This window comes from Bacillus sp. FF-1 (genome assembly GCF_028548245.1).
In the GTDB taxonomy this organism is placed as follows: domain Bacteria; phylum Bacillota; class Bacilli; order Bacillales; family Bacillaceae_G; genus Bacillus_A; species Bacillus_A paranthracis.
Map to the genome: position 1 here is coordinate 22,427 of NZ_JAQQGG010000006.1, position 25,907 is coordinate 48,333.

A 25,907-nucleotide genomic window follows, 5' to 3' on the forward strand; every position below is an offset into this window, starting at 1 on the left:
GCCTTTTGTTCCCTTTTATTCATTTTCAACAAAATAGCCCTTCAAACTAAAAATGCTATAATAAACCCAATCAAACTAAGGGGGATCATTTATCTTGCACGGAAAACACATTCAATTTCACAAGTTCGGCAATCCAAAAGATGTATTACAAGTTGAATATAAAAATATAGAACCATTAAGAGATAATGAAGTGCTAGTTCGTATGTTAGTTAGACCGATTAATCCATCTGACTTAATTCCAATAACCGGAGCGTACGCACATAGAATTCCGTTACCTAACATACCTGGTTATGAAGGTGTTGGCATTGTAGAAGATGTAGGGGCTTTTGTTTCTAGAGAACTTATCGGCAAACGTGTTTTACCGTTACGCGGAGAAGGTACTTGGCAAGAATATGTGAAAACATCAGCTGATTTTGTAGTCCCTATTCCTGATTCCATCGATGATTTTACAGCGGCACAAATGTATATTAATCCTCTTACGGCGTGGGTTACATGTACAGAAACGTTAAACTTACAACAGAATGATGTTTTATTAGTGAATGCTTGTGGATCCGCAATTGGTCATCTTTTTGCGCAGTTATCACACATTTTAAACTTCCGACTCATTGCCGTGACAAGAAATAGTAAACATACAGAGGAATTACTTGAGCTTGGTGCCCACCATGTAATCGATACTTCCACTACCCCGCTTTATGAAACCGTTATGGAATTAACGAACGGGCTCGGCGCGGATGCTGCAATTGATTCTATCGGGGGATCAGATGGAAATGAATTGGCTTTCTCCTTACGTCCAAACGGGCACTTTTTAACGATCGGTCTTCTATCAGGTGTACAAGTTAACTGGGCAGAGATTGTCACGAAAGCAAAAGTGCACGCGAACATATTTCATTTACGGCATTGGAATAAAGAAGTAACGCCATATAAATGGCAAGAGACGTTTCGTCATTTAATTCACTTAGTAGAAAATAAGCAATTACGTTTTATGAAAGTACATTCTACATATGACTTAGCGGATGTGAAAGCAGCAGTTGATGTTGTGCAGTCTGCTGAGAAAACGAAAGGGAAAGTATTTTTGACTAGTTATTAACTACAATTGAAGTGGGCTTTTTGATTGGCCTTTTAAATAGACTAGATAATACCTTTAAGAGCGAACATTTGTAAGTATCTGGTATAATTCTATTAAAAGGTGAAAGGAGATTTTCACATGTGGTTAATTTCGGCAATTTGGCCTGTTATACTAGTCGGGGGAATTGTAGTATTTGTAATAAAAAGATTGGAACATAAATATAAGAACGGAAAATTAGGTAAGAAAAAATCAAAAGAAGCTCAAAACTTATTAGATAGTCTCATACCTATAGGAATGCTTGTTGGCTGTATAATCGGTTTGATTTTCGGTATGTTTTTCCCGGACTTCTCCCTGCTTTCAGTTAGTTTAGGATCTGGAATAGGCTATTTATTTGGTTATTTCGCCTATGAAATTTATAGTAAGACAGGCAACAATTTTTCCTAATCCAAAAAGAATAAGCCGGACAGTACATAATAGTCATATAAAATATGTACTGTCCTTTATTTTTGCATCAACGTTATCACCGTACCTTCCACATCCTATACACCTTTTTGATTGATTTTCCTCTCCTCCCTCTTTTGTATATTCGCTTTTTTATTTTCATTAGATCTATACCCATAGTAAAGTAGAGCGCATGTAATAACTGAGCCTACAATGTATCCTAAAAAACATCCTAACCAAAACATAATATAATCGCCTCCATCCATAATAAATTTTATGTAATATAACTCTTTACATGCTCAATCGTTTATTTCTATCAACTATACACTCTCTAAAGCTATTCATACTATTATTTCTCTTCTTACCTCAAATAATAATTTTATTATTTGTCATAAAGTTAACATTTTTCCATATTATTACTTTTATCTTCAAGAATAATATACTACATTTGAAATAAGCAGGCTAGTATATCAGCTCTTCTCCCTCTTACCTTTAGTTATGAACAAAAAAACCCCCTCAAAGCATAATCTTCAAGGGGTGAGCCTGTTTTTTTATTTACTTATATACGTACAGCTGTACCACTTACAGCAACCATTAACATTCCATCACGAACAACCTCGTAATCTACGTCAACGCCAACGATAGCGTTCGCACCTTTTTGTTTTGCAAGTTCTTTCATTTCATCCATTGCGATATCACGAGCTTCTTTTAGCTTACTTTCGTAAGAACCAGCACGACCACCGACAACATCACGAACAGAAGCGAATAAATCGCGGACAATATTTGCACCCATAATAGCTTCACCATTTACAATATCGATATACTCAATAATTTCTTTACCTTGAATTCCAGACGTTGTTGTTACAATCATGACTGACACTCTCCTAATAAGTTGTAGTTTTAATTAGCTTTCTTATGTCTTTATTATGACATGGAACAAGCAACGAATCTATTGAATTACCTTACAGGAATGTGACAGTTTTGTAAGAATACAGCGACTATTTTGTTTAATAAAGTGCTTTAACATTAGGATACATAAACGATTCCCTATTTTCTTTCCAGTCGCGTTCTACTTCTTTAAAAGTTGGTCGTCCTAATTCTTCATTGTTTTCATGTTTACGAAACCATTTCTTCACATACTGATCCCCGTTTTTATTTTGCACTGTACAAAGGAAACTATTATTACTATCCTTTAATATTTTTACAATCACGACAAGACACCCCTTCTCTCTTAAACTTGATCTTTTACCATAAGCCCTTCCTCTCTTATAGTCATACGACTCCTCGGTCGCGCCAAAGTTGTAAGATCAAAAACGATATTTACTTTGTTTACATTTTATTTAAAGAAATCAGAGTTATAAGCATTATGCTTATCAAATATTTTATAGATTTCTAACTTATCATCTAATTTTGCATCTACTAAAATTAATATATTTCCATCGTAAATGTATTCTTCATATTTCTTAGCGTGTTCTTCTGGAATGCCTAATCCTATAAATGCTCCTATTAAACTTCCAGCTCCTCCGCCAATACCGGCTCCCCCAATAGCTGCTGCGATCGGTCCCGCTGCTACAATTGGGCCCAGTCCAGATACAGCAAGTACACCAAGGCCTGTTAATAAACCTCCGAGTCCACCTGCTACTCCTCCTGCTACAAGTCCTGTCGCTGAAAAGATATCTCCTTTATGTGCAGTTTCATGATTCACTTTCTCACCTGATTTTTCTTCCAGATGTTCAATTTCCTTTTGATCCTTCGCAATAGCTGAAATGTTATCTGCCGGGTATCCTTTTTCCTTTAATTCATTAATAACGAGTGCCGCATCATCAATTGTTTGAAAAACACCTACTATTTTTCTATCCATATTCATAACTATTAACCTCCTAAAATTTTATATAACGTATCTTTATTACTCTTCGTTTTTATATACACTTATTTTTTTATTCACATAACCATTTACGAAAAATGCTAATAATAAAAGGACTACAAGAGAACTACTTAACAAGTAAATGAAATCAAATGTAATATCCGTTATCATTTTATCCATATGTAACAGTCTCCTTTTTATTTAAAGTAAAAGTATATTTTTATAGACTAAAACTTTACAATCCATCTTCGGTCAATCTCTTTATGGTATATGTATACCCTTCTTCCCCCTTTCTAAACGTAAAAAACTATAATTATATTTTTTCTTATTTATATGTTTAACATTTTTTAAAACGGGTACGTTTATATTGTTATGCTTATTATATGGAAAGGAAAATTACGATGAACGCCATTCACTCTACTACTATTCTTTATAATGAAACACCTACAATAACGCAGATTCATCATTTTTATGCTTTAATGACAACATTTCAAACGAATGTATTTATAAGTAAACGAGGAACACTTACTTCTATTAAAAACTTAAGCACATTAGTATCATTTTTCCTTACTGTAAAAAAGAGAGAGCTTGTATTATTTATATTTGAAGGAATAGATGCAAAAAGAGCTTTAAGAACACTCTTTCCTTCTTAAAGGTTTTATTACCCCCTATTCCCTCGATTGTTATTTTTCATACATAGTTTTATACTTCAAAATGATTTCCTCTATTCAAAACGAGACCCCCTAATACAATAGGGGGATTTCTAGTTTAGCCCTATGAAAACTGATATAATATATATTACGTTTTTCATTCTTTAAAATAGAAAACTTTTAATAACCTTGAAGGTAGGAATTTTTAATGAAATCGAAAGCAAAATTTAGTATTCGCTACAAAATTATGGCTGGTTATTTAGTTATCATTTTGTTTTTACTTATTTCTTTTATTATGCTAAACAATCAGATTTCCAATTTACAAAAATCTCGTAATTTTATTATTGATCACGATTTTAAAGTTCTCAATTTAACGAATCAAGTGGAGAAAGACTTGCTAACAATAGAAAATAAAGCGAAAGGCTTTATTACTTCTAATAACGCGAACTATTTGCAATCTCTTAACTCTGCCGAAAGAGATTATGAAAAACATTACCATAATCTTTTTTCTTTATTAGAAGATAATCCATCTCAGCAAGAAAAATTAAAAGAGATTAATGGAAACATTACTAATTGGATGAATAAAGAGATTCACCCGTTAATTGCAAATCATAATAGTAATAAAATACAAGAAATCGACACTACCGAAATCCAATCATTACAATCACAACTAACTGACTTCCGGAGCACTGAGGAACAATTAACGAAAAAAAGAGCTGCACAATTAGATACTAAAAATAATAAATTAGAGCTTTGGTTATACAGTTTATTGTTTTTACTATCTTGTGTTTCTATTATCGTTTCACTTTATATTTCCAATTCCATTACAAAAACGATTAAAAATGTAATTCAAGCTATTAAATCCATTTCTTCTAAAGAAAAAATTACGGAAAGAATTCATGTAAATACACATGATGAAATAAAAGATCTTGCTCATACAACGAACCATCTGCTAGACGAAATATCGAAAAGAGAGTGGTTACAAACGGAGATTGCAGAATTAATTTTAATGTATCAAGGTGTATCTTCTATTGAGATGTTAGGTAACAAAATTTTGAGTGGCATTATACAGAAAACGCAAACTTCTTGCGGTGCATTTTATGTACGTGAAGAAGTTGAAGAAACTGTCTACTTTGTGAAAAAAGCTTCTTTCGCCGATCAAGGTGTTGATATTGGAAAACAATCTATTAAAATGGGTGAAGGCTTCATTGGACAGTCTGCTTTAGAAAAGAAAAGTTTTATTCTTAGGGACATACCTGAAGAGTTTCGTTACGTTACTACTGGATTATTAGAAATACGCCCTAAAAATTTACTAGTCATCCCTGTCTTATTTGAGGATGAAGTGATTGCAGTAATGGAGTTAGTAAGTGTAACTGACATTTCAGATTTACATCAAGATTTAATTCACCAAACTGTTGATAATCTAGGTTTAACAATCCATAGTATTATGGGACGCATGCGAATTCAAACTCTTTTACATGAATCACAAGCAATGACAGAAGAGTTGCAAGTTCAATCAGAAGAATTGCAAACGCAAGCGGAAGAACTACAAATGCAAGCCGAGGAATTAAGAACAACGAACGAACAGTTAGAGTCTAGAACGGAAGAGGCCGAGCAAAAGACAGCTGACTTACAAGTGACTAAATTAGAATTAGAAGAAAAAGCAAGCGAGTTGTTACGTAGCTCAAAATACAAATCAGAATTCCTAGCAAATATGTCACATGAATTACGCACACCGTTAAATAGTATTTTACTATTATCTGAAATGTTAAAAGAAAATCATGATAATCATTTATCCGATGATGAAATTGAATTGGCAACCGTCATTCATTCATCAGGGAAGGATTTACTTACTTTAATTAATGACATACTAGATTTATCTAAAGTAGAAGCCGGAAAACTAGATGTTATTTTTGAAGCAACGAACATAAGTGATATGGCTGCAAGTATGCAGCAAAACTTCTTACATATCGCTGCACAAAAAAATGTAGAATTTACTGTTGAAGACAGTGACACCATTCCTGATCTGTTTTATACAGATGCAAAACGGATTGAACAAATTATTAAAAACTTATTATCCAATGCATTTAAATTCACGGAAAAAGGATCCATCTCTTTACATTTCGATTCAATAGAAACAAGCAACTTGAGTCATGATATGCAGTCTATAAGTAAAGACTGGATATCAATTTCAGTAAAAGATACTGGTATTGGTATCGCTAAAGAACAGCATCAACTTATTTTCGAAGCCTTTCAACAGGCAGATGGCGCGACGATTCGAAAGTATGGTGGTACAGGATTAGGTTTATCTATTTGTAAAGAGTTTGCTAGACTATTAGGTGGTTGGATTACGTTAGAAAGTAATGTAGGAGAAGGTAGTACTTTCACTGTATATATTCCTAACCTTCCAAACGGATTAACTGATATACAAGTATCCAATTTAGAAGTCGCAGCAACGGTAGATGAAGTTATTCCTGCTGAAGTTGTTGAGGAAACCATCGTTCTTCCAGAAACAAATAATGTCTTCCAAGAGAAAACCATTTTAATTGTCGATGATGATCATCGAAATATATTTGCATTACAAAATGCATTAAAAAAACACCATGCCAATATCATTACTGCACAAAACGGCCTAGAGTGTTTAGAAATACTAAAAAACAATACAAATATCGACCTTATTTTAATGGATATTATGATGCCAAATATGGACGGTTATGAAACGATGGAACATATCCGAATGAACTTAGGGTTACATGAAATACCTATTATCGCATTAACTGCTAAAGCAATGCCAAATGATAAGGAAAAATGTTTATCTGCTGGCGCTTCAGATTATATAAGTAAACCATTAAATTTACATCAACTCTATTCGGTAATGAGTGTATGGTTAATAAAATAAGTGAGGTTTCGTTTCAGTGGAAAATAAGTATTATAATTTTGATCCATCAGTAGATATGGATAAGCGTACGAACTTAGAAATTGACTTACTATTGGAAGCGGTATTTAAACTATCAGGATTTGATTTTCGCCAATACGCTCGCACATCTATTTATAGGCGGATTTGTAATCGAATGCAGATTTCTAATATCCCTACCATTTCAAAATTAATAGAAAAAGTAATTCACGAGGAAGGGGTTTTAGAACAGTTATTAAATGATTTCTCGATTAATGTAACTGAGATGTTCCGTAACCCTATCTTTTTTAAGGCGCTGAGAGAGCATGTCATTCCTGAATTAAGAAAGCATCCTGAAATTAGAATTTGGCATGCTGGATGTGCCACTGGTGAAGAAGTATTATCCATGTCCATCTTACTTCACGAAGAAGGATTAAGTGAAAAAGCTGTTATTTACGCAACAGATATGAATACAGACGTGTTAGAAAAAGCAAAACAAGGTATTCTTCCATTAAATAAAATGCAAACTTATACGAAAAATTATTTACAAGCTGGCGGTACACAAGCATTTTCTAACTATTATTCAACGGATAGTCGTTTTGCTTATTTTAATCCTTCACTGTTACAAAACATTATTTTTGCACAACATAATTTAGTAACCGATCAATCTTTTAACGAATTTCATATTATCCTTTGCCGTAACGTTTTAATTTACTTTACAAGTAAACTTCAAAACCAAGTACAGCAACTATTTTATGAAAGTTTAAGTCACAATGGATTCCTATGTTTAGGAAATAAAGAAACTCTTCGTTTCTCGGATATCATGCCGCATTATACGCAATTTAATCCACACGAACAAATCTATCAAAAAATACAATAAAAGCGTATGAAATCCTCTATTTGGATTTCATACGCTTTTTATTTCGCATTCGCTTGTATCATGATAAGACACATATCATCTGATTGTGCTTCCTTCTGTTCTTCCTTGTAAAACCCTTCTATCTCTTCTTCTAACTCTCCCCATTTTCTTTCTGTAAAAGTACGTAATTTCTCTTCAGCCTCAAATTCATCATTTGCTATTGCTTCAAGTACACCATCTGTAAACAATACGATTTGAGCGTTCTTCTCAAAAGGTATAACTGTCTTTTCAACTTTTATTTCATCAAAAAATCCTACCGCACAACTCCCGCGATTTAGTTCCACTACATTTGTTTCATCAACTAAAACGTATCCAGAAGGATGTCCTGCATTTACATATTCAATCGTTCTCTTTTCTGTATCCACTACTAAGTATATCGCTGTAAAATAATATGGAATATTGTCATTCTCATTATGTAAAAGAGTCATATATTTATTTAAGTCTTTCATGACAAGTTCTGGATCGATTAAACATTTAATCGTTTCACGTAATACAGACGAAATGAACATGCAAACTAAGGAAGCGGATACACCATGTCCCATCACATCTAATAATATAATACCGTAGCGGTTTTCATCGATTTTATACCAGTAATACATATCTCCAGCTAGTTTAAATGAAGGTAAGTAACTTGCTTCAATTTTTATATGCTCTTCCCTTAATGGACTACTTAATAAGTTTCTTTGTACTTGCGTAGCTAAATCTAGTTCATTCCGAAGGTTTTCTTCCTGTTCTTTATGCCAATTTAATTCTGATTTCAAGCGTAATGCCACACGCATACGCGCTAACAATTCAACTTTATTTATAGGTTTCGTAATATAATCCATTGCCCCCATATCAAGAGCTTCAGCTAATTTATTTGCATCTTCTAAAGCTGTAACAAAAATAATAGGAATATCTTTAAACTTCTCCTCTTTTTGTAATCGCCTACAAACTTCAAGTCCATCAATTTCAGGCATCATAATATCTAATAGTATTAAATCTATTTCGTTATGCCTGGAAGAATCTTTTCCAAAATGGATGTATTCGAAAAGCTCTTGTGCAGAATTAAGCGATACAAGATCCTGATATCCGGCTTGTTTTAAAATCTTCTTAATTACAAAGATATTCACCGGATTATCATCTACAATTAAAATGGACACAAGTGATTTCCCCTTTTCTTATATAAAATGTAAATCGATTATCATTTTCTATTTTTCTAGTATTACATACTCAGTTATAAAATGAAAATTTCCTACTCAAACACATTTATACAGCAAAAGAACAAACCCCCAGAAATGAGAGTTTGTTCTTTCACTCTATAAGTTTCCACTTTTAATTTAACACCATTGCTTTATCATTTAAAAGACGATCCAATTCTTCCATATGATTTGTTTCATCTGCGATCATATCTTCTAACTTTACAACTAACTCTGTCATATTTAATTTCGCTGCTTGTTCTTTTCTCTTTTCATAACGCTTAATTGTTTCATATTCTGACTTTCTAGCTTCTTCTAACATTTCTCTAACGTCTTCTACTTGTTTCACTGGTAAAGGAATCGTAGTAGGTGTACCACCTAACGTCTTAATTTTCTCCGCTAAATATAGGGCATGTCCTTGTTCATCACTAATTTCAGATTCAAAGAAAGGTTTTAACACTTGTCTATATATACCAGAAACTGTTGCTGCATTATGGTTATACATAATAATTGCTGAGTATTCTCCTGCTAAATCTTCATTCAATCCTTCGATTAGTTCTTTCACATCGTGTGACATTTTTATATCTCCTCCTATACTTAATACGTACCCCTTTTCTCATGTTTTAAACATCATTATTTTAAATTTTTTATGTATCTAAAAATGCGGCTTGCTTCAATTTACTTATCGCTTGTCTTTTAATACGAGAAACGTGCATTTGTGAAATACCTAACCGTTCTCCTGTATCCTTTTGATTTAAATTCTCTTCAAATATATAATGAATAACACTCTTTTCCGTTTCATTTAATACATTAAAAATATCCTTTAAAACGAGACGCCTTTCTGTCTCTTCATATCCTTGCTCTACTTCACCTACAGATTCAATTCTCGCTACCGAACTTCCATCAGATGCATTTTCAACTACATCATCTAAGGAAGATACTCGATAATTATTTTTCGCATCCATAATTTCTAGTACTTCCTCTTCGGATAGTCCTAAATGATCCGCAATCTCTATAATTTTCGGTGAACGTTGCAAATGATCTGTTAGCTCCTCTATCGCAAGTTTAATTTTTCCGCCTAAATCTTTAATTCGCCTTGGAACGTGAATGCCCCAAGTTTTATCGCGTAAATACTTCTTTATTTCCCCTACTATCGTAGGTATTGCAAAAGGCTCAAAAGCATTCCCTATCGAATAATCATACCTTCTTATTGCGCCTAAGAGCCCTAGCATGCCTACTTGTATAATATCCTCATGCATCGGCCCGCCTTTTGAATAGCGATATGCAATGGAATATACGAGATTTTTATAATGATCAACTAACCTTTCCTGTGCTTCATCACATTGGTTTTGTTGAAATTCTGCAATTAGTTTCATAACGTCTTCTTTAGTAAGATTCGTAGGTTGAGATTGGATTTCCATCATTCTCCACCTGCTCTCTTTGTATATATTTTGTCATTAAAACTGTCATGCCCTCATCATGCATGATTTGTATATCATCCATTAACGTATTAATTAAATATAAACCTAAACCATTTTCCGGCAAATGTTCTACTGGTTTACTAATATCATACGGACCAACTTTCCTTTTTAAGTTATTAAAATCAAAGCTAACCCCATTATCAGCAACCATAATTTCTAATCGATCTTCATATAGCCCAAAGACAATTGCAATTTCTCCAACGTCTTCTTTGTATGCATGTTGTACAATGTTTGTACATGCTTCACTAATAGCAATTTTCATATCTTCTATATCGTCATAAGCAAAGCCCATTCGATTCGCAACACCAGCCATCGTTAAACGAATAATAGCCACATATTCTGCCTTTGCAGGAATTTTCATTTCTATCTTTTCAAATCTCTCCATCATCCCTAGTCACCTTCTTTCTACTTTTTCAAAATCGGAATTCAAATTTAATATTTCTGTTAACCCTGTAATATCAAATAATCTTTTTAACCTTTTAGATACACCAATAAACTCTAGTTTTCCATCATTTTTCTTAACTGCTTTTAATAGCGCTATAAACACGCCTAATCCTGTACTATCCATATACTCTACCTCAGTAAAATCTACTACCATATGAACCTCTTTTTCGCTTGCAATAGGCATCATCTTATTTTTTAAATCTGATGCCGTATATGCATCAATTTCACCATTAAGTTGTACCGTATAACCTACATCATTTTGCAAAATATTTATTCCCAAATTCATCATTTCCGCCCCCTTATCTCAAACTACTACTATGTTAATTACCCATAAAAATTAGTTTTAAACATATTTTTTTATTTTTATTATAAATAAATTTTCCACACCTTTCTCGGCTTAACACGTAAAAAATACTACCAAATGTTTAAACCTTATAAATTTGTGTATATATAATCTATAAACATTATTTTTAGGGGGATCTATCTATGGAAGAGCACAATTTTAAAAAAGGAGATTTTGTTCAATTTTCTTATCGACACGATCATGCTACAAAATTAGTTGGTTCCATTATTAATATACTAACGAATACAATTGTAGTGGATATAGGTAATAACGAGGACTTATCTCATATAGAACCAAGGCAGGTCGTAAGAATAAACGCTTGTAAAAAAGTAACGATGGCTTAATACATAAATAGAAAGTGTAATTTCAATGAGCGGGGGCCTTCATCCCCCGCTCATTCCTATGCAGATTACATAAAAAAGCATCCAAATTATTTGAATTGGATGCTTTTTTATGTATATTTATCATTCTATTTACTTTATAACTATATATAATAAACTTAAGATTACTATTCATTATCATACTTACGCTTTCCGTAGCATTCTAGAGAAGAATGTAACGATTAAAATAAAGACAATTGCACCTAATAACGCTGGAAGAATAAAGATGCCTCCCCATTCAGGACCCCAATGACCAAATAACGCACTACCTACCCAAGATCCGATTAATCCGGCAATCACATTACCAACTATACCTAAAGGAAAGTCTTTTCCCGTAATCATTCCAGCTAACGCACCAATAAGTCCACCTACAATACACGTAATAATAAGTCCCACAATTAACCCTCCTATATTCGTTTTATATTGTATTTATCAAGCTTTGGTATGTAACCAAAGCTTGATAAACATGTATTATTCTTTATTATCCAACCCATCACTTATCTTTTGTTTCACTTTTCCGACTTTTTCTTTTATCGTTCCCTTCGTCTTGTCCCACTTCCCTTCATTTTTCAACTTTCTATCTTCTGTAACTTCACCAATTCCTTCTTTTACTTGTCCCTTTGTCTTTTCCACTTTACCAGTAATTTGTTCTTTTAGTCCGCTCTCACTCATATTTCCCATCTCCTTTTCGTAATAGATTTATAGATTTACAGGATACAAACTTAAATAGAATACATGCATCTTCTTTCTTGTAACCATTCACCGACTCTCTCTAAATCTTTAACGAATAACAAGATTTTCCCTTCATCCAGCTTTTCTTCGTAGAAGTTCGCTTCTTCCTCATTAAGCCCTAACTCCTGCATCTTATTTCTTAACTGATCTCCCGTTTTTTGAAAGACGTTAATAATACTTGTCCCAAGTCCCTCCTCTTGTATACCAATTGTATTCACGTCTGCATTGTCTGCGATTCTATCTGTCCTTTCTTTCTCGTGTGTTAATACGTAAATATCTTTTTGGTCTATTCCTTTCTTTACTAGATCATTCGCCGCATTCATGACCTCTTTCTCCGTAATAAATTCATATACAAAAGGTTTCCTATACTTCGTTTCCATCTTTAACTTCCTCCTTTAAAATGAATTATTTGTTATATTATATGTAGTACACCTATTTTCGAAATGTTAAACATAAAATTTGAAAAAAAAATGAAAAGGAGAGTACATATGCACTTTCGTCTAGAGTTATTTGTAGAAGATTTGCAAAGATCTATTCGTTTTTATGAGGAAATCCTTACCCTTGTATTCTCAAAAAAGAATGCAACTAGTGCAATGATTAAACTAGGGGATTTTTCTTTATTATTAACCCCTGATTATATTCTCAATGAAAATCATTATTTAAAAACAGGTGGACTTAAGCCAAAAGGTAAAGGTGTTGAAGTTATCATGGTTTTTGATAATATTGAACAAATATACCAACATGTATTAGAAAAAAATTATCCAGTGGAATCTAACCTTAAAATGCAATCTTGGGGAATGAAAGATTTTCGTATTGTAGACCCTGATGGTTATTATTTACGGTTAACCTCCTCTTGAACTTTCTCTATCCTAAAACTAGTAAAATAAATCCTCTTACAATAACTACCTAAATTAACAGAAAATTGTTATGATTAAGCCAAGGAGGGGATATAATGAAAAAAACCACTTATATATGCGCTCTAACCGCTCTATCTTTCACTTTAATAGGCTGCACAAGCACCTCAGCTACAGATAAAGCTTCACAAGCTAAGCAAGAACAGAAACAAAATGCCTTTCAATTAAACTCCGCAAACATTACAGATATCGAAATACTTCAGACAACCAATAATACTACTTCTAAATCTCAAACAGACAACGAAGAAATGATACAATCTATCGTTTCCGCAGTTCAAAAAGGCACGCCTAAAACAATCACTTTAGATCAAAAAAAGCGAGAATCGGCACATTCTACTATTACCGTTACATATAAAGATGACACAAAAGAAGAATTTCTTGTTTGGGTTGATAATAATGAGAAAATTACGATTGCTAAAGATGAGAAGAAGGATAAGGTTGAAGGTGTAACAGTGAATATTAAAGATGTGAAAATGATGAAGGATTTCTTTTAAAATTTTAATATAATTGATGTTAAAAAAGAGTAGGATGTAATCCTACTCTTTTTTAATCTTGTCCAATAAATAAACTTTTATAAAAGCTATTTAAGATCTAATTTTGCTAAATCATGTTGTAAAACATTATTTCCTTCTTGTGGGTTAAATACGATTGCACTAAGACCAAAAACATTCGTAACAACATCTCTATCTTTCGAACGAATGATTCTTACTTCATAAGCAAAAACACCTGAAGAAAGAGCTGCTGAACGAAAAGTAACACGTCGATTAGGTGCCAATGTTTGTGTTGAAGGGTCTACTAATGGTAACAATACCGGAGAACCCGATGACCAATCAAACATTTCAACAGTTACTGTATGAGTATCATCTGGATCAACATTCATAGCTTCCACAGTAAGAAACAACGTAGCGGAATGTCTACGTAATACACCCGTTGACAAAGTTTCATTGTGGTGTTTATGATGCTTTTCAGGAGGATGATCATAGCCATAACTCATACTAATCCCCCCTTTCATTTACAATTAAGGATAAGTATTCCTTATAATATATAATGCTAGTATTATTTTAATGAAAGGTATAAAAGCGGATTTCTATCTGTGTTTTTGGAAATTTTATTTCCTACTTATTCCCTATTAATAAATAATATAAATTCTCCTATTTTGTCCTTGAACTCCTTCAAAGAATAAATCTATTTTAAAAAGAACCTGCTCCATTCATAAATACATAAAGTAAATGGAATCCGTTAAAACACATAATTGATCCTTTGTTTTCCCCCTCCTATTTAAAGGAGGAACTGTTCTCGGCTTTGGTGATAGTTATGGCTTCGCGGGAGGATTTGCTTTATTAGTTGTATTGTTTATTTTATTAATCATCATTGGAGCTGCTTGCTTCTGCTAAAAAACTATTGGAAAAGACATGCGATATGCAGAGTTTCAAGTGCAACTATTACTTTAATGATGTAATATTACATTCGCCCCCAAAATGAACTTCGATGCTATAAAAAAGATAAAGTGTTCATTTATACAACCTTAGCTTGATAGCAATATCATGAGTTCCCATCCCAGACAAACTAGTTAACATCTCAATAATTGCTATTGCAGAAAAGTACAACAAGCTGGACAACATAGATTTCAAACTGTAAGATTAGATGTTGGTGAAATCGGACAGCAAAGTATATATAGAAAATAGGTGTTAATTTTGAAAATCAATAAAAAATTTGAACCGATAATTTTTAATCTCTTTATGATTTTAGGTATATCTAGTATTATCTCTTTCGTCATGGTTTCAATGAATGTTGGGTATACAGCTTTATTTCTCAAATCATGGATAAAAACATGGGCAATTGCTTTCGTGCTTGCATTTTTAGCTTCTAAATTACTACCCTTTGTAGTGAAAAGGATAATGAAAATATTCATATTTGTTGAGAAGGATGCTTAAAAATAAAGTGATGTACTACTCTAGTTCATTTAAATGAAAAGAAATAATCATCACAAAACTTAACCTAGTAAAATGTTTCAACTCGAAGGAAGGCACCTTAAAAGTTGCTTTTCTTTATATGTTAAAAAAGCTCGCCTATTTCCGTAGGCGGGCTTTATCTTTATTACACAATAAGAAAGTATACTCTCTTTTTCTCGGAAATTTTATGTAATTTTACATATTCATGAACATACATGTTTTGATGGACTTTATCTATATACTCATGGCAGTAATCCATTAAAAATGTATCTTCTTGAAAGCAAAACTCTCTTTTAGAAAAAAGAAAAGACACCCTAAAGTGCCTTCCTCCGACTTGAACCATCTTAATTTTAATAATATGTATTGGACTCCCATCCAACTATTATTTTACCATGTTAAGTTGTTTTTGTTTATTGAGAAATACAATAATTTATTTATGCTGACCGTCTGTATGAGATCCTTTGTAGTCCATGCAGCGATTAACAAGAGAACAATAGCCGTGATAAACACCTAAAAGTCCTTGCTTGAGCCACATAGATAATGCGGCATTTGAGCCAATGGTTAGAAACATAAGCATGACTGTGTATTTATTAAATCTCATTATAAGCAATCTCCTAGTGGAACTGCGCATAAGAAAATTTCACCATTCATTTATCACGTAAAAAATGGTATTAAATAAAATTTAGATTCCTTATTTACAATTAAAATCTATATTTTTAAAAATGATATAGAAGAGGGCATGAGTAAAATTATGCACTAAGCCAATGTGATACTATCTCCGAAGGAAATACCGTATTACAGAGTAAAAACATTGTACTTCCTAGTGGAGTGAAATTCAGTGTTATTTTTATAACTCTCCATGTTTCCATTCTTTATTATGAATATCTAATCCTTCTTGACCAAAGAAATGGAGAATAAATTCTTTTTCATCACTAACAGTTTTTTTAGCTAGTTTAGATCCTTCCATACTTTGCTTTGTTCCAGAACGTAAATAATGAATTTCCCTAAAGTCTTCAACTGCAGATTCGAAATTTCCATCGTACCATTTGTTCAGAATAGATTCATATTTGGGTCTTTCATCATTATTGATAACATTTAAGTTGTTTTTTAAGTATTGAATGTTTTCTTTTATCATTTGAAACCGCCCTACATCACGAGTACCAGAAACATGAAGATTATTCCCATTGAATGTGAGTTTTTGTAAAGACATATGTATCATCATATCATTTATCGTTTGCTCGTTTTGGATTTCACCAATCGACTGTGCCGCTTTAGATAATTCATCTTCACTTACTACATAACTATCTTTTTGTTGCTTTTGAATGGTTTGAACTTTCAATTTTTCCTGAACCTTTTCTTCTTGTTTAGGTTTTGATTCAGTTGCAGCCTTCTCATTTGAGCTACAAGCAGCCATTCCCATAAGCAATGTACTGCATGTTAACGCCGTAAGTAACTTTCGTTTCATTTTTTCACGCCTATCTGTATTGGTTATTTTAAATAGATTTTTTAGAATGTAAGATTTCTCATCTCATAGTAGCAAACAATTCGTTTGTATATTGTCATGTTTTGTCGAAGGATAATAAAAAACACCCTATGGTGCCTTTCTCCGGCTTGAATTATCTTAATTTTAATAATATGTATTGGACTCTCATCGCCTATCAAGCTAAGAAAATACAACTACCCCAGAACGAGATTGTATCCTAACTTACAATAAAAAAGTTCATTTTTTCGTTTTGGGGTAATTTAAAATTTTTAAGTTAATAGGCACAGGGCACGCTCTATAAAGCAGATTTTTTGAACGGTGTAACATATAAATAAAATGATATGTTACATTAAGTTATAAAAAAACAACCTAGATCCCATAGGATCTAGGTTATTTTTTACATAAACGTAATCGTCACTAAAGAATACCCTTCTTTCGCATTATACGGCTCCGCTTTATAAGAAACACGGCTCGCCCCTTGCGGATAACCGATTTCCCCAATTGCTTTTTTCACATCTTGCAATGCGCCATCCATTGATTGTTTATAAAGGATTTCGATCTTTGGTGACTTTTCGTTATAACGTTGCTGCATTTTATTTTTTAATTCGTTATAGTTATTTGCAATGTATTCATTTCCTAAATAGTTTAACTTTGTATCTTTTAATATTTGCTGATAGGCAGGGATTTTCGTACCACCTGCAGCAATTTTATTTGTTAATGTACTATAATAATTTGTTGTAGCTTGCGGATAGTCCCCGCGGTTCCACTCATGATTTCTTGCGATTTGCTCATCTGATAAGTTGAAATAAGAATATGTTACGCGGCCTTGTTCATCTGGCAGAGGATCATCGAATGTTGTATCAAGGTGATACCATTTGTTTTCGATTTTCACTAAATTCCAAGCATGAGGCTGACCGTCTCCAGTTCCTACTACAAAATGATTCTCAATTCCTGCTTCTTTTAATAATTGATAAGTTAATAGTGCGTAACCTTGGCAAACCGCAGAACGATTTACGAGTGCTTCATATGCTGTGTAAGCTTTATAAGACGTATCATAAGAAACATGTTTTACGACATAATCATGAATCGCTTTCACTTTTTCGTGATCATCCATCCCAACTTGTGTAATAGAAGAAACAATTGCCTTCGCTTGCTTCATTACATATTCTGTTTGTTCTTTCGTTTCACGATATGTAATTTTTAGCGTAAACGTATAATTTCCAGGTGATCCAGAAAGTCCATATGAAACATTCGATCTATTATTATTTGTATACTCATTTTTACTTGCCACTTCTTTATAGGCGTTAAAAAGTGTATTCATCACTTCTTTTGTATTACTATTTGTCGTTTTATATGGAAGTGTAATATTCGTTTCGTACGCATTAATACGCTTCTGCACTTCATCTTTGAATGCTGCTAATAGTGCTGCATCTCCTGTATTTTGCACCGCAACCGCAGGCTTTTTATACTGCAAAGCATTATATAAAAACTGTGCATATTGTTCACGCGTTACCGTTTTAGCAGGTTCAAATTTCCCGTCGCCTGTACCAGATGCAATCCCGTTTGACTGCACCGCACTAATCGCCCCTTCTGCCCAAAAACCATTAGGAACATCATTAAATGTATGCTTTTGCTTAGCCGAAACTTGAAAAGCGTTTTTAATAATTTGCGCCATTTCTGCACGGCTAACAGAATCTTTCGGTCTAAAACCTCCGTTTCCATCCCCGTTAAAAATCCCTAATTTCGTTAACGTTAAAACCTCTTCTGGAAACAATGTGGATCCTGCGCGAATATCTCGATACGGATTGTTTAAAGTAGATCCATCTTGTAATACGTAACGAGCACTGTCATTACTAAACGTACCACCTTGCTTATCCGGTAACAGCGCACGATAAATTAAAGCTGCAACTTGCTCTCTCGTCGCAACATCACCGAAACCAAACTTCCCATTTCCATAACCAGAAATAATATTTTTACTCGATAAATCTTTAATCGCCGGATACGACCAATGCGACGTAGGCACATCAGAAAAAATACTTGCCTCAGCTGCTCTCACATCACTACCATTTGTATATAGTAAAGCACCACCAATAAGTGATAATGATGTAATTGATTTTAGTAGTTTTGTGTACATAATTCCTTCTCCCAATATCTTTTCTATTTATGTTATTTTTTGTCGAAAAATCTAAAAGAATATGACAAAACATATTATACTATTAAAATTTTTTGAAGGATATATTAGGTTTTGAAATATGCAAAAATTCATATTGTTATAGGGATTCATGGTGATATTATGTTGTTTTATTTGTGAATATATAAATAGTAACTCGTTATAACTCCCTCATGATAATCTCTAATTTAGTATTGAAATTCTCTAAATCTCAATGTATTATATTTTTGTATTTTCTCAGTTTCCCAAGCCGAGAAAACATCATCACTTCTAAAAGGACCCGAACTCCAGGGGGTCCTTTCTTTTATTCCTCATTTTTATAAACGTATTTATCGTTTTATCTAGTACAATACTAAGAGACTCTCGCGTTTGCTTTCGTGCCATATCATCACTTATTTCATTATACAAGCTACAGCCATTTCTAATTTCTGTGGAGCGATGTATTGCCTTACTAACCCTAAACCAATCGTATCATTTATTAAATTATCTATTATTATAATCTAATTTATAAAACATGAATTCCTTCGAATAAAACTCAATATTATGTCCATAATGTTGATAGGCTGTATGCCAAAACCCATTTAGTTTTCTCTGTATCTCCTTGTATTGAGCAGTTAGCCTTTGCTAGCTGCTCTTTTATTTGTAACCTTGTTAGACAAGTTTTCATATAATGTAGTCATTCCTTTCTTATAAATTAAGCTCGTCACTTGAATTATAAAAATGGGATTATATCCTATAACATTTTCAGGAATTATCCATATTTTATTTCTGAAAAAGTGCTTTATTTTGCTGAAAGGTGGTTGCGGAAACAACCGCCTTTTTATTTATGGCAAAATGAGATTTCTATTACGATCTATTACAAAGTATGTTATTACTGGTACAATCCGGTATAATAAATACAGATCAAATATTGAAAGGAAATATGACAATGAAAAGATATTTGAACTTCATTTCACTTTTCTTAACTGTACTTGTAATAATTAATCTTACAAATATACATACGAAGTACCAATTCTTTATAGGTGCATCTATAGCAATATGTTTAACTATTATTTCTACAAATGAAATTATAAAATTCCTTGCTACTAGTAGCTTATTAGTTTATGGATTTGCCGCTTTTACTTATTTAAGTATTGCTTGCTAACTTTCAATTTCGTTTTGTATTAAAATAACATTTTTATTTAACTTCATCACGTTAAGTTATATAGAAAACTATATATAATTGAATATTAAAAATGTTATTTCGATTCTAATATAGAGGCACATACGACTTTTTTCTTTGTTTATGGAGTTCTTACATAATAGTAAGGACCTTTTTTATTTCAAACACAATTTGTTCATTTTTTTGATACATTTATGAAACATTCATGTGTTATCTTCAGTACGTTCTATTCTTTTTATAATGTCGTGTGAGATATACCAAAACGTGAAACCCTAGACCCCTTAAACCTAGGGCGATTTTATTTAATTACTAGTTTTCATCAACCCGAGAGCTTAGTAATTACCTCTTCAGGCTCAACTCTCTCCCTTTTGAGAATTGAGCCCTTTATTTATAATATTATCTCCATACTTCCTACTTATTTGTACAAAATTCTACTTCAACCTCTCCCAAAAACTTTAATATCACATAAAGCTTACGTAAAGATTGCTATAATTCAATTTATCCCTCAATAAACGTTATATAATAAAATTGAAAATATCCAGTTTGCATACAATTGTCTTTCTGTATGACATATAACTCTTTTGCTAAGAGAAATCCTAGCTTTTTTATAGAGAATCAGTTTAAAAATCAAAAATAAAAGAACCTCAATACATGAGGTTCAAAAACTCTACTATTTTAAATTACCTTCGTAAAAAGCAACTCCATTTTGAACATGCTTTAAATACCATGTAATCGTCCCGCCACAAACATTTTCATTAAAACTATTAGCATATACTCCATTTGAGTAATAAAGAGTTCTTTTAAATTTACCATTAGAATACTCATAAGGAATTGAGCATGCTGCTTGCTTCGGAGAACTCACAGCTTTTTGCGTATCAGCTGAAGCCGCTCCAATTCCTCCTGTTAATGCAATACCAGTTGCCAATAGCCCTACTACTAATTTCTTAAACATAATAAATCCCCCTTTAATAGTTTTTATAGCTTACAACTTAAATGTATCACTTTTGTAATTTATGTAAATATCTTGAATATGTAGAAATATTTATTTAACTCTTGGTAATATTAGGATTTTATTTTATCAAATGAAAAATAGAGGAATTTAGAGAAGTATGTAACAGTGCATAATAAAGTGAAACCTTAATCAGTGGGGGGTCTTTATCCTCCACTGATTATTAGTTGAACCAATCGGACTTTTATGGGCAGTTGATCCCCCACCTAACTTCTTTGCTTTCGCTGGAGGATTTGCTTTATTAGTTGTATTATTTATTCTATTAATCATTATCGGATGCAGTTGTTTCTGCTAAAAAACTATTAGAAAAGGTACCTATATGGGTACCTCTTCTTTATATGCCTTATTCATTATCTAGTTCCAAATTTTTATCACGATTGAATTTGTTTTTTCATTTTTCGTATTCATCATACCTGAAATAAGAATCGATTTCAGACATGTGTTTTTAACGAAAAGAATTGGGGACCATTTTTTCCCACAAAGGAAATACCTTTTTGAAAATCTCTACCATGGAAGGATCAAATTGTGTACCAGATCCTTCTATAATACGTCTATACGCTTCTTCAGGAGATAGAGCCAAACGATACGCTCTTGAAGAAGTCATCGCATCAAAAGCATCTGCTATTGCAACAATTCTTGCGCATAATGGTATTTGATTTCCTTTTAGTTTTTGAGGATAGCCCTTTCCATCCCATCTTTCATGATGAGAAAGAATTATATCTTCGCTACCTTTTATTAAAGATATATTTTTAAAAACTTCTAATCCTAATTGTGGGTGTGTCTTAATAATATTATACTCTTCTTCTGTAAGAGAAGATGCTTTCTTTAAAACCTCATCCGGAATACCTATTTTCCCTATATCATGTAATAAACAAATAAAATGAAATTGTTTTAAAAAATTATCATCATATTCATTTGTTTCTTTAGCAAGAATCGTAGCATAATTGGCTACACGTTCACTATGTCCTTTCGTATATTGATCCTTTAATTCCATTATCCTCATTATCGATAAAGCTGTTTCTTTCATTTGTTTTTCATAGGATGCTTTAATTTTTTGTACTAAAAATTTTAATGAAAGAAATACAAAAAATGACGTAACAAAAATGATTAGAAACAATAAAATTAATGATATTGGATAGTTAATTTCAAAATAATAAATAGCAATTAAAAATCTACATACCATACAAATAGATACCGTTAGAAGATAATGAATACTTAAAAATAAAGGTGCAGAAATTACTAGGAAGCACTCTAAATATGGGATATGTAAAGACGAACCTGGATCACGTATAAACATAAGATCATATGCCAAAAGATAAATAATACTAACACCAAGAAAAATATATTTTGTAAACATTTGTTTATTCATTTTTTGTAAACACTTATTACATAAAAAAAATGAAATGAAAATAAATAAAAATACGAGTTCAAATAAAAGCTTCTCTAGTGTAAAATCCTTTCCAAGAATAAAATGTTGATAAATATTATCAAACAAAAGAGTACTACAGGGAATAAATAGAAACATGTTTATCGGTTCTTTCGTTTCAATATTTTTAATCCCTTTCATCATTTTACACACCGCCAAACCTTTTTTAATAAAAAAGAAGTTCATATAGATATTATTAATAATATCTAAGAATAGATAATAGTGCAAAAAACACCCTTTCTCATAACCTATAAATGGGGTACCGCCATGATAGGAATGTATAAAGAGATGGATAGGGTTATAGAAAAAGAAAAAGGCGAATTCCTTTTGAAGTTTGGAATTCGCCTTTTTCTTGCTACCGATAATGAGACGTTATATTAACCTCATATGTATAGAATATACAGTAAACTAAAAAGGAAAATTTTACATTTTTTATTGTTTCTTATAAGTGAACTATTTGTATTCCTGTCTATATAATTTAAACGAATAAATAGCTCCAATAAAGAATACAAAAGCTTCAAATAATATAAAGATTTGACGGAAATTCTCGATATCTTTACCAACTAAAGAAATAAATATGGCATTCATTAGAATTTGAGTAATAAACATACGAGAAGTAATTTTTAAATAAATAGCATTTGTTCCTTCATCTGGTTTACCAATTTTTTTGTAAATAATAATAAGTGCAATTACTGAACCTAAAAATAGAAGTGCTGTAAGTCCTACAACAATATTGAAATTCCCTGTACTTTCTAACATCCATTTATTTAATAAATCAATCATTATTATCTTCCTTTCCTACATAAGAGAATATTTCGTTCTTCTTTTTCACTATAATAAAAAAAGAAAAAGGAAAACATCGAACTTTCTTACAAACATTCGTGTATTCTTACAATATTGTCATTTTGCAAATGTATTCATCGCCTTGCCTTTCATTATTTTCTTTGGAAAACATAGTGAATTACGAAATAGAGCGCTACATGATCAACTTCCAAGAAGTAGTGCACGAAACCTCTTAATTCATGCAATTAGTATGTGGAATACTAATGAGTTATCGATTAAGAAGATAAAGGAATGAGAAATACGATGAAGAATTAGAATAGATAATGTAAAAAATGGAAAGAGGGGAAAAGATGAATCTAAAATTAATAGATGTAACAGAAGAAAATTTCTTTGAAATTATTAATTTAAAATCAGATAAACTTCAAGAAAAACACATTCAAATATATGAAAGATGGGTTGGTTCAAATGCTTTCTTTCTTGCAGCTTGCCAAACGTTTGGGTTTACTCCGAAAGCTATATATGATAATGATGTTTTAATAGGTTTTGCTTCGTATGGGTTTAGAAATGAAACGAAGCAATATGAGTTAATTAGTATGATGCTTGGCCATCAATATCAAGGGTTAGGGTATGGGATTCCTGTTTTAAAAGCAGTAATAGATAGTATGGTTCAGACGTACAAATGTGAAGAAATATTCTTATCGGTTATTCACGATAATGAACGCGCAAAGCGGATTTATGAAAAAGTGGGTTTTAGGCCAACAGGAGAGATTGAAGAAGGACACCATCCAGAATTAGTTTACTGTTTAAAATTAAAAAACTATGTAAATGTATAAAATTATATATACCTCTAGTTCTGTATAAATCATTTCATTTTCTGGTTTTTACTCCATATTCTTTAACATATGAAGCAAAAAAATTAATTTTGTGTAGTTTATTTTTGTTAGCATGATAGCGATGTGGTGCTCCCCCTGTTAGTAGTAATTTTAATATCACTATGGATAAATTACTTTTAAAACTTTACTTCCAAGAATGGATTTTATGTGGATAATTAGTTGGAAGTTCCCTTTATTAATTAACTAAGTAATATTTTGAAAGAACATATAGATATAATAGAAAGAATACTCGGTGCATCATCTCAACGCGCTGAATAGGTACATTATTGCATGTTAAAAATTTAACTTAAGGTGGAATTGTATATGACTGAAGATAAAAGACTGAAAAAGCCGGTGGTAAGTTTTATATTACTAACCAACATTATTTTTTGGCCACTTTTTCTGCTTGTAGGAATTACAAAGTTATTACATTTTCCAACTTGGATTTTTGATGTAATGCTCTGCATATCAGCTTGGTCTTCCACTTTTGCTTTTATGTTTCTATTTAAAAGAATTTATCCTGGACAAAGTTTTATTCAATTCGTAAAAGATAGATTTAAAAATAAACTTAACTACTCTATCGTTCTTACTGTCAGTATGATTCAAATAATTATATTTTTGACGATGTTGTTTCTCATTTCGACTAATAGTGAAGCAGACTCTATTTTTAATAGAACTACATGGGGCGTGTTAATTTATTATGTTGTTAAAACTATTGTATCTGGACCACTAGGAGAAGAATTAGGGTGGAGGGGTTTTGCATTAATGGAGCTCCAGAAAAAATACTCACCATTAAAATCTTCCATCATTATTGGTTTTTGGTGGGGAATGTGGCATCTACCTATATGGTTTACTACAGGTTTTACAGGCAGTAATTTAATCAAATATATTTTATTTTTTATGATTGCAATTATATCTACTACAATTATCATGACAACATTTTATAATTTAAATCAAAATTTAATTATTCCAATGATCATCCACTTTTTCTTTAACTTATTTATTGGCATAATCAATGGACCATTAATTGAATTAATTATGTATACTGCAATTTTTTATTCCATAGTTGCGATTTTACTTATAATTATAAATCCAAAGAAAGTTTTATATCGAAGATACTATAATTTTTTATAATTCTTGATTTCTAACTCTTCTTGCATGATAAATTTCTCCATACTAATTAACAACTAATATTAAAACTATTAATCCAATAAATCCTTAGAAAAAATGGTTATCTATACACTAATTTAGTTAAATATGGATATTTTTCAAGGAGATAAAAAAAACTAATCCCTATAAGGGATTAGTTCAATATCTCAAAAGCTATTATATTACATAGTTTTATGAGCAAACGTTATATAATGTTGTGTGGGATACATAACCTGTCATCCCTTTATAAGTAACTTTTAACCACTGTTTAGAATTACTATAATGCCCTTGAACATACTCACCTGTTACCCATGTGCCAGTAATTTTCTGACCACTAGTAAATGTATGTAAGACAGGTGATCCCACAGTGTAACCACTGCGCATCTTTGCACCATATGTACCTACCGTACCTCCCTTGGCACAAGCTGCTACTACTGTTTTATTTTCAGTAGTATTCGTAGCCGCGAAAGCAGAGCTGTTAAATGTAAATAAAGTAAACATAAAAGCTGTTAATAAAGTACAAATAGATAAGCGACGTAACAAAATAAATTCCCCCTTTTTTTATAATTTCTTTCTTCACAAACGATTATCTTAAA

The 25,907-nt window shown here is 31.9% G+C and carries 31 protein-coding genes and 3 pseudogenes; 14 read left to right on the plus strand and 20 right to left on the minus strand.

Annotation, left to right across the window (positions count from 1 at the left end):
• Nucleotides 1–94: 94 nt before the first annotated feature.
• Nucleotides 95–1,087 (plus strand): zinc-dependent alcohol dehydrogenase family protein, encoded by a 993-nt coding sequence (locus tag PQF83_RS19330; protein ID WP_000546065.1) that lies wholly within the window; start codon nucleotides 95–97, stop codon nucleotides 1,085–1,087.
• 117 nt (nucleotides 1,088–1,204) lie between these two features.
• A complete protein-coding gene (locus tag PQF83_RS19335) occupies nucleotides 1,205–1,510 on the plus strand; it encodes a hypothetical protein (protein WP_000266262.1) in 306 nt (101 codons plus the stop codon).
• A gap of 556 nt (nucleotides 1,511–2,066) precedes the next feature.
• On the opposite strand, the gene PQF83_RS19340 is transcribed toward PQF83_RS19335, so the two are convergent.
• The 4 genes from PQF83_RS19340 to PQF83_RS19355 form a co-directional block, all read right to left on the minus strand.
• The gene (locus PQF83_RS19340) at nucleotides 2,067–2,378 is read right to left on the minus strand and encodes a YbjQ family protein (protein WP_000637511.1); all 312 of its coding nucleotides are present in this window, start codon (nucleotides 2,376–2,378) and stop codon (nucleotides 2,067–2,069) included.
• 136 nt (nucleotides 2,379–2,514) lie between these two features.
• A complete protein-coding gene (locus PQF83_RS19345) occupies nucleotides 2,515–2,718 on the minus strand; it encodes a DUF4028 family protein (protein ID WP_001996867.1) in 204 nt (67 codons plus the stop codon).
• 125 nt (nucleotides 2,719–2,843) lie between these two features.
• Nucleotides 2,844–3,374, minus strand: a complete 531-nt coding sequence (locus tag PQF83_RS19350; protein ID WP_001055607.1) for a general stress protein — start codon at nucleotides 3,372–3,374, stop codon at nucleotides 2,844–2,846.
• A 39-nt stretch (nucleotides 3,375–3,413) separates the two neighbouring features.
• Nucleotides 3,414–3,551: a hypothetical protein gene (locus PQF83_RS19355; protein ID WP_000359816.1), complete on the minus strand. Its 138-nt coding sequence runs from the start codon at nucleotides 3,549–3,551 to the stop codon at nucleotides 3,414–3,416.
• A gap of 221 nt (nucleotides 3,552–3,772) precedes the next feature.
• Here PQF83_RS19355 and PQF83_RS19360 point away from each other — a divergent pair, with 221 nt between their 5' ends.
• From PQF83_RS19360 to PQF83_RS19370, 3 genes are all read left to right on the plus strand, one after another.
• Nucleotides 3,773–4,024: a hypothetical protein gene (locus PQF83_RS19360; RefSeq protein ID WP_000991342.1), complete on the plus strand. Its 252-nt coding sequence runs from the start codon at nucleotides 3,773–3,775 to the stop codon at nucleotides 4,022–4,024.
• Nucleotides 4,025–4,229: 205 nt separating this feature from the next.
• Entirely contained in the window at nucleotides 4,230–6,920 is a 2,691-nt protein-coding gene (locus PQF83_RS19365; RefSeq protein ID WP_000836720.1) for an ATP-binding protein, read from the plus strand.
• 16 nt (nucleotides 6,921–6,936) lie between these two features.
• On the plus strand, nucleotides 6,937–7,794 hold the full coding sequence (locus PQF83_RS19370; protein ID WP_000429027.1) for a CheR family methyltransferase: 858 nt from the start codon (nucleotides 6,937–6,939) through the stop codon (nucleotides 7,792–7,794).
• 38 nt (nucleotides 7,795–7,832) lie between these two features.
• Here PQF83_RS19370 and PQF83_RS19375 read toward each other — a convergent pair whose 3' ends face one another.
• The 5 genes from PQF83_RS19375 to rsbV all read right to left on the minus strand — a co-directional run bounded on the left by PQF83_RS19375 (nucleotide 7,833) and on the right by rsbV (nucleotide 11,225).
• Nucleotides 7,833–8,975: a fused response regulator/phosphatase gene (locus PQF83_RS19375; protein WP_000025556.1), complete on the minus strand. Its 1,143-nt coding sequence runs from the start codon at nucleotides 8,973–8,975 to the stop codon at nucleotides 7,833–7,835.
• A gap of 172 nt (nucleotides 8,976–9,147) precedes the next feature.
• On the minus strand, nucleotides 9,148–9,588 hold the full coding sequence (locus tag PQF83_RS19380) for a ferritin-like domain-containing protein (protein ID WP_000017747.1): 441 nt from the start codon (nucleotides 9,586–9,588) through the stop codon (nucleotides 9,148–9,150).
• A 70-nt stretch (nucleotides 9,589–9,658) separates the two neighbouring features.
• Nucleotides 9,659–10,435: an RNA polymerase sigma factor SigB gene (gene sigB / locus PQF83_RS19385; protein ID WP_002163732.1), complete on the minus strand. Its 777-nt coding sequence runs from the start codon at nucleotides 10,433–10,435 to the stop codon at nucleotides 9,659–9,661.
• The gene (rsbW, locus tag PQF83_RS19390; RefSeq protein WP_000970573.1) at nucleotides 10,398–10,880 is read right to left on the minus strand and encodes an anti-sigma B factor RsbW; all 483 of its coding nucleotides are present in this window, start codon (nucleotides 10,878–10,880) and stop codon (nucleotides 10,398–10,400) included. The genes sigB and rsbW overlap by 38 nt, the downstream gene beginning before the upstream one ends.
• Before the next feature lie 6 nt (nucleotides 10,881–10,886).
• On the minus strand, nucleotides 10,887–11,225 hold the full coding sequence (gene rsbV / locus PQF83_RS19395; RefSeq protein ID WP_001996861.1) for an anti sigma b factor antagonist RsbV: 339 nt from the start codon (nucleotides 11,223–11,225) through the stop codon (nucleotides 10,887–10,889).
• Nucleotides 11,226–11,422: 197 nt separating this feature from the next.
• Here rsbV and PQF83_RS19400 point away from each other — a divergent pair, with 197 nt between their 5' ends.
• On the plus strand, nucleotides 11,423–11,623 hold the full coding sequence (locus PQF83_RS19400; protein WP_000390993.1) for a hypothetical protein: 201 nt from the start codon (nucleotides 11,423–11,425) through the stop codon (nucleotides 11,621–11,623).
• A gap of 180 nt (nucleotides 11,624–11,803) precedes the next feature.
• Here the strand turns inward: PQF83_RS19400 and PQF83_RS19405 are convergent, their stop codons facing one another.
• From PQF83_RS19405 to PQF83_RS19415, 3 genes are all read right to left on the minus strand, one after another.
• The gene (locus PQF83_RS19405; protein WP_000522902.1) at nucleotides 11,804–12,055 is read right to left on the minus strand and encodes a GlsB/YeaQ/YmgE family stress response membrane protein; all 252 of its coding nucleotides are present in this window, start codon (nucleotides 12,053–12,055) and stop codon (nucleotides 11,804–11,806) included.
• Nucleotides 12,056–12,130: 75 nt separating this feature from the next.
• Nucleotides 12,131–12,331, minus strand: coding sequence for a CsbD family protein (locus PQF83_RS19410; protein WP_000004269.1), 201 nt, complete (start codon nucleotides 12,329–12,331; stop codon nucleotides 12,131–12,133).
• A 50-nt stretch (nucleotides 12,332–12,381) separates the two neighbouring features.
• Complete coding sequence (locus PQF83_RS19415; RefSeq protein WP_000448798.1) at nucleotides 12,382–12,771, minus strand: general stress protein; 390 nt, start codon at nucleotides 12,769–12,771, stop codon at nucleotides 12,382–12,384.
• A gap of 108 nt (nucleotides 12,772–12,879) precedes the next feature.
• Between PQF83_RS19415 and PQF83_RS19420 the strand changes: the two genes are divergently transcribed.
• Nucleotides 12,880–13,248: a VOC family protein gene (locus PQF83_RS19420; RefSeq protein WP_000545705.1), complete on the plus strand. Its 369-nt coding sequence runs from the start codon at nucleotides 12,880–12,882 to the stop codon at nucleotides 13,246–13,248.
• Between the two features lie 95 nt (nucleotides 13,249–13,343).
• The gene (locus PQF83_RS19425) at nucleotides 13,344–13,799 is read left to right on the plus strand and encodes a hypothetical protein (protein WP_000754259.1); all 456 of its coding nucleotides are present in this window, start codon (nucleotides 13,344–13,346) and stop codon (nucleotides 13,797–13,799) included.
• 86 nt (nucleotides 13,800–13,885) lie between these two features.
• Here the strand turns inward: PQF83_RS19425 and PQF83_RS19430 are convergent, their stop codons facing one another.
• On the minus strand, nucleotides 13,886–14,299 hold the full coding sequence (locus PQF83_RS19430; protein ID WP_000120200.1) for a hypothetical protein: 414 nt from the start codon (nucleotides 14,297–14,299) through the stop codon (nucleotides 13,886–13,888).
• Between the two features lie 325 nt (nucleotides 14,300–14,624).
• On the opposite strand from PQF83_RS19430, the pseudogene PQF83_RS19435 reads away from it, so the two are divergent.
• Both PQF83_RS19435 and PQF83_RS19440 read left to right on the plus strand, forming a co-directional pair.
• Nucleotides 14,625–14,699 (plus strand): annotated as a pseudogene (locus tag PQF83_RS19435) (YjcZ family sporulation protein); the annotation flags it as partial.
• A gap of 300 nt (nucleotides 14,700–14,999) precedes the next feature.
• On the plus strand, nucleotides 15,000–15,239 hold the full coding sequence (locus PQF83_RS19440) for a DUF2798 domain-containing protein (RefSeq protein ID WP_000700215.1): 240 nt from the start codon (nucleotides 15,000–15,002) through the stop codon (nucleotides 15,237–15,239).
• Between the two features lie 448 nt (nucleotides 15,240–15,687).
• Here the strand turns inward: PQF83_RS19440 and PQF83_RS19445 are convergent.
• The 3 genes and pseudogenes from PQF83_RS19445 to PQF83_RS19455 form a co-directional block, all read right to left on the minus strand.
• Nucleotides 15,688–15,858: pseudogene (locus PQF83_RS19445) on the minus strand (hypothetical protein).
• A gap of 246 nt (nucleotides 15,859–16,104) precedes the next feature.
• Nucleotides 16,105–16,722: a DUF6241 domain-containing protein gene (locus tag PQF83_RS19450; RefSeq protein ID WP_000823726.1), complete on the minus strand. Its 618-nt coding sequence runs from the start codon at nucleotides 16,720–16,722 to the stop codon at nucleotides 16,105–16,107.
• 415 nt (nucleotides 16,723–17,137) lie between these two features.
• The gene (locus PQF83_RS19455; RefSeq protein WP_000288202.1) at nucleotides 17,138–18,874 is read right to left on the minus strand and encodes an S-layer homology domain-containing protein; all 1,737 of its coding nucleotides are present in this window, start codon (nucleotides 18,872–18,874) and stop codon (nucleotides 17,138–17,140) included.
• 964 nt (nucleotides 18,875–19,838) lie between these two features.
• Here PQF83_RS19455 and PQF83_RS28515 point away from each other — a divergent pair.
• Entirely contained in the window at nucleotides 19,839–20,054 is a 216-nt protein-coding gene (locus tag PQF83_RS28515; protein WP_000833256.1) for a hypothetical protein, read from the plus strand.
• A gap of 688 nt (nucleotides 20,055–20,742) precedes the next feature.
• Here the strand turns inward: PQF83_RS28515 and PQF83_RS19465 are convergent.
• A complete protein-coding gene (locus PQF83_RS19465) occupies nucleotides 20,743–21,024 on the minus strand; it encodes an LCI fold-containing protein (protein ID WP_000473834.1) in 282 nt (93 codons plus the stop codon).
• 277 nt (nucleotides 21,025–21,301) lie between these two features.
• Here PQF83_RS19465 and PQF83_RS19470 point away from each other — a divergent pair.
• Nucleotides 21,302–21,376 (plus strand): annotated as a pseudogene (locus tag PQF83_RS19470) (YjcZ family sporulation protein); the annotation flags it as partial.
• Nucleotides 21,377–21,526: 150 nt separating this feature from the next.
• Here the strand turns inward: PQF83_RS19470 and PQF83_RS19475 are convergent.
• A complete protein-coding gene (locus tag PQF83_RS19475) occupies nucleotides 21,527–22,651 on the minus strand; it encodes an HD-GYP domain-containing protein (protein WP_000975376.1) in 1,125 nt (374 codons plus the stop codon).
• 309 nt (nucleotides 22,652–22,960) lie between these two features.
• A complete protein-coding gene (locus tag PQF83_RS19480; RefSeq protein ID WP_000566279.1) occupies nucleotides 22,961–23,290 on the minus strand; it encodes a hypothetical protein in 330 nt (109 codons plus the stop codon).
• Nucleotides 23,291–23,640: 350 nt separating this feature from the next.
• On the opposite strand from PQF83_RS19480, the gene PQF83_RS19485 reads away from it, so the two are divergent.
• Together PQF83_RS19485 and PQF83_RS19490 are read left to right on the plus strand one after the other, a co-directional pair.
• Nucleotides 23,641–24,123, plus strand: coding sequence for a GNAT family N-acetyltransferase (locus PQF83_RS19485; protein ID WP_001049724.1), 483 nt, complete (start codon nucleotides 23,641–23,643; stop codon nucleotides 24,121–24,123).
• A gap of 363 nt (nucleotides 24,124–24,486) precedes the next feature.
• A complete protein-coding gene (locus PQF83_RS19490; protein ID WP_000133831.1) occupies nucleotides 24,487–25,296 on the plus strand; it encodes a CPBP family intramembrane glutamic endopeptidase in 810 nt (269 codons plus the stop codon).
• A gap of 207 nt (nucleotides 25,297–25,503) precedes the next feature.
• Here the strand turns inward: PQF83_RS19490 and PQF83_RS19495 are convergent, their stop codons facing one another.
• The gene (locus PQF83_RS19495) at nucleotides 25,504–25,854 is read right to left on the minus strand and encodes an SH3 domain-containing protein (RefSeq protein ID WP_000946189.1); all 351 of its coding nucleotides are present in this window, start codon (nucleotides 25,852–25,854) and stop codon (nucleotides 25,504–25,506) included.
• Nucleotides 25,855–25,907: the final 53 nt, after the last annotated feature.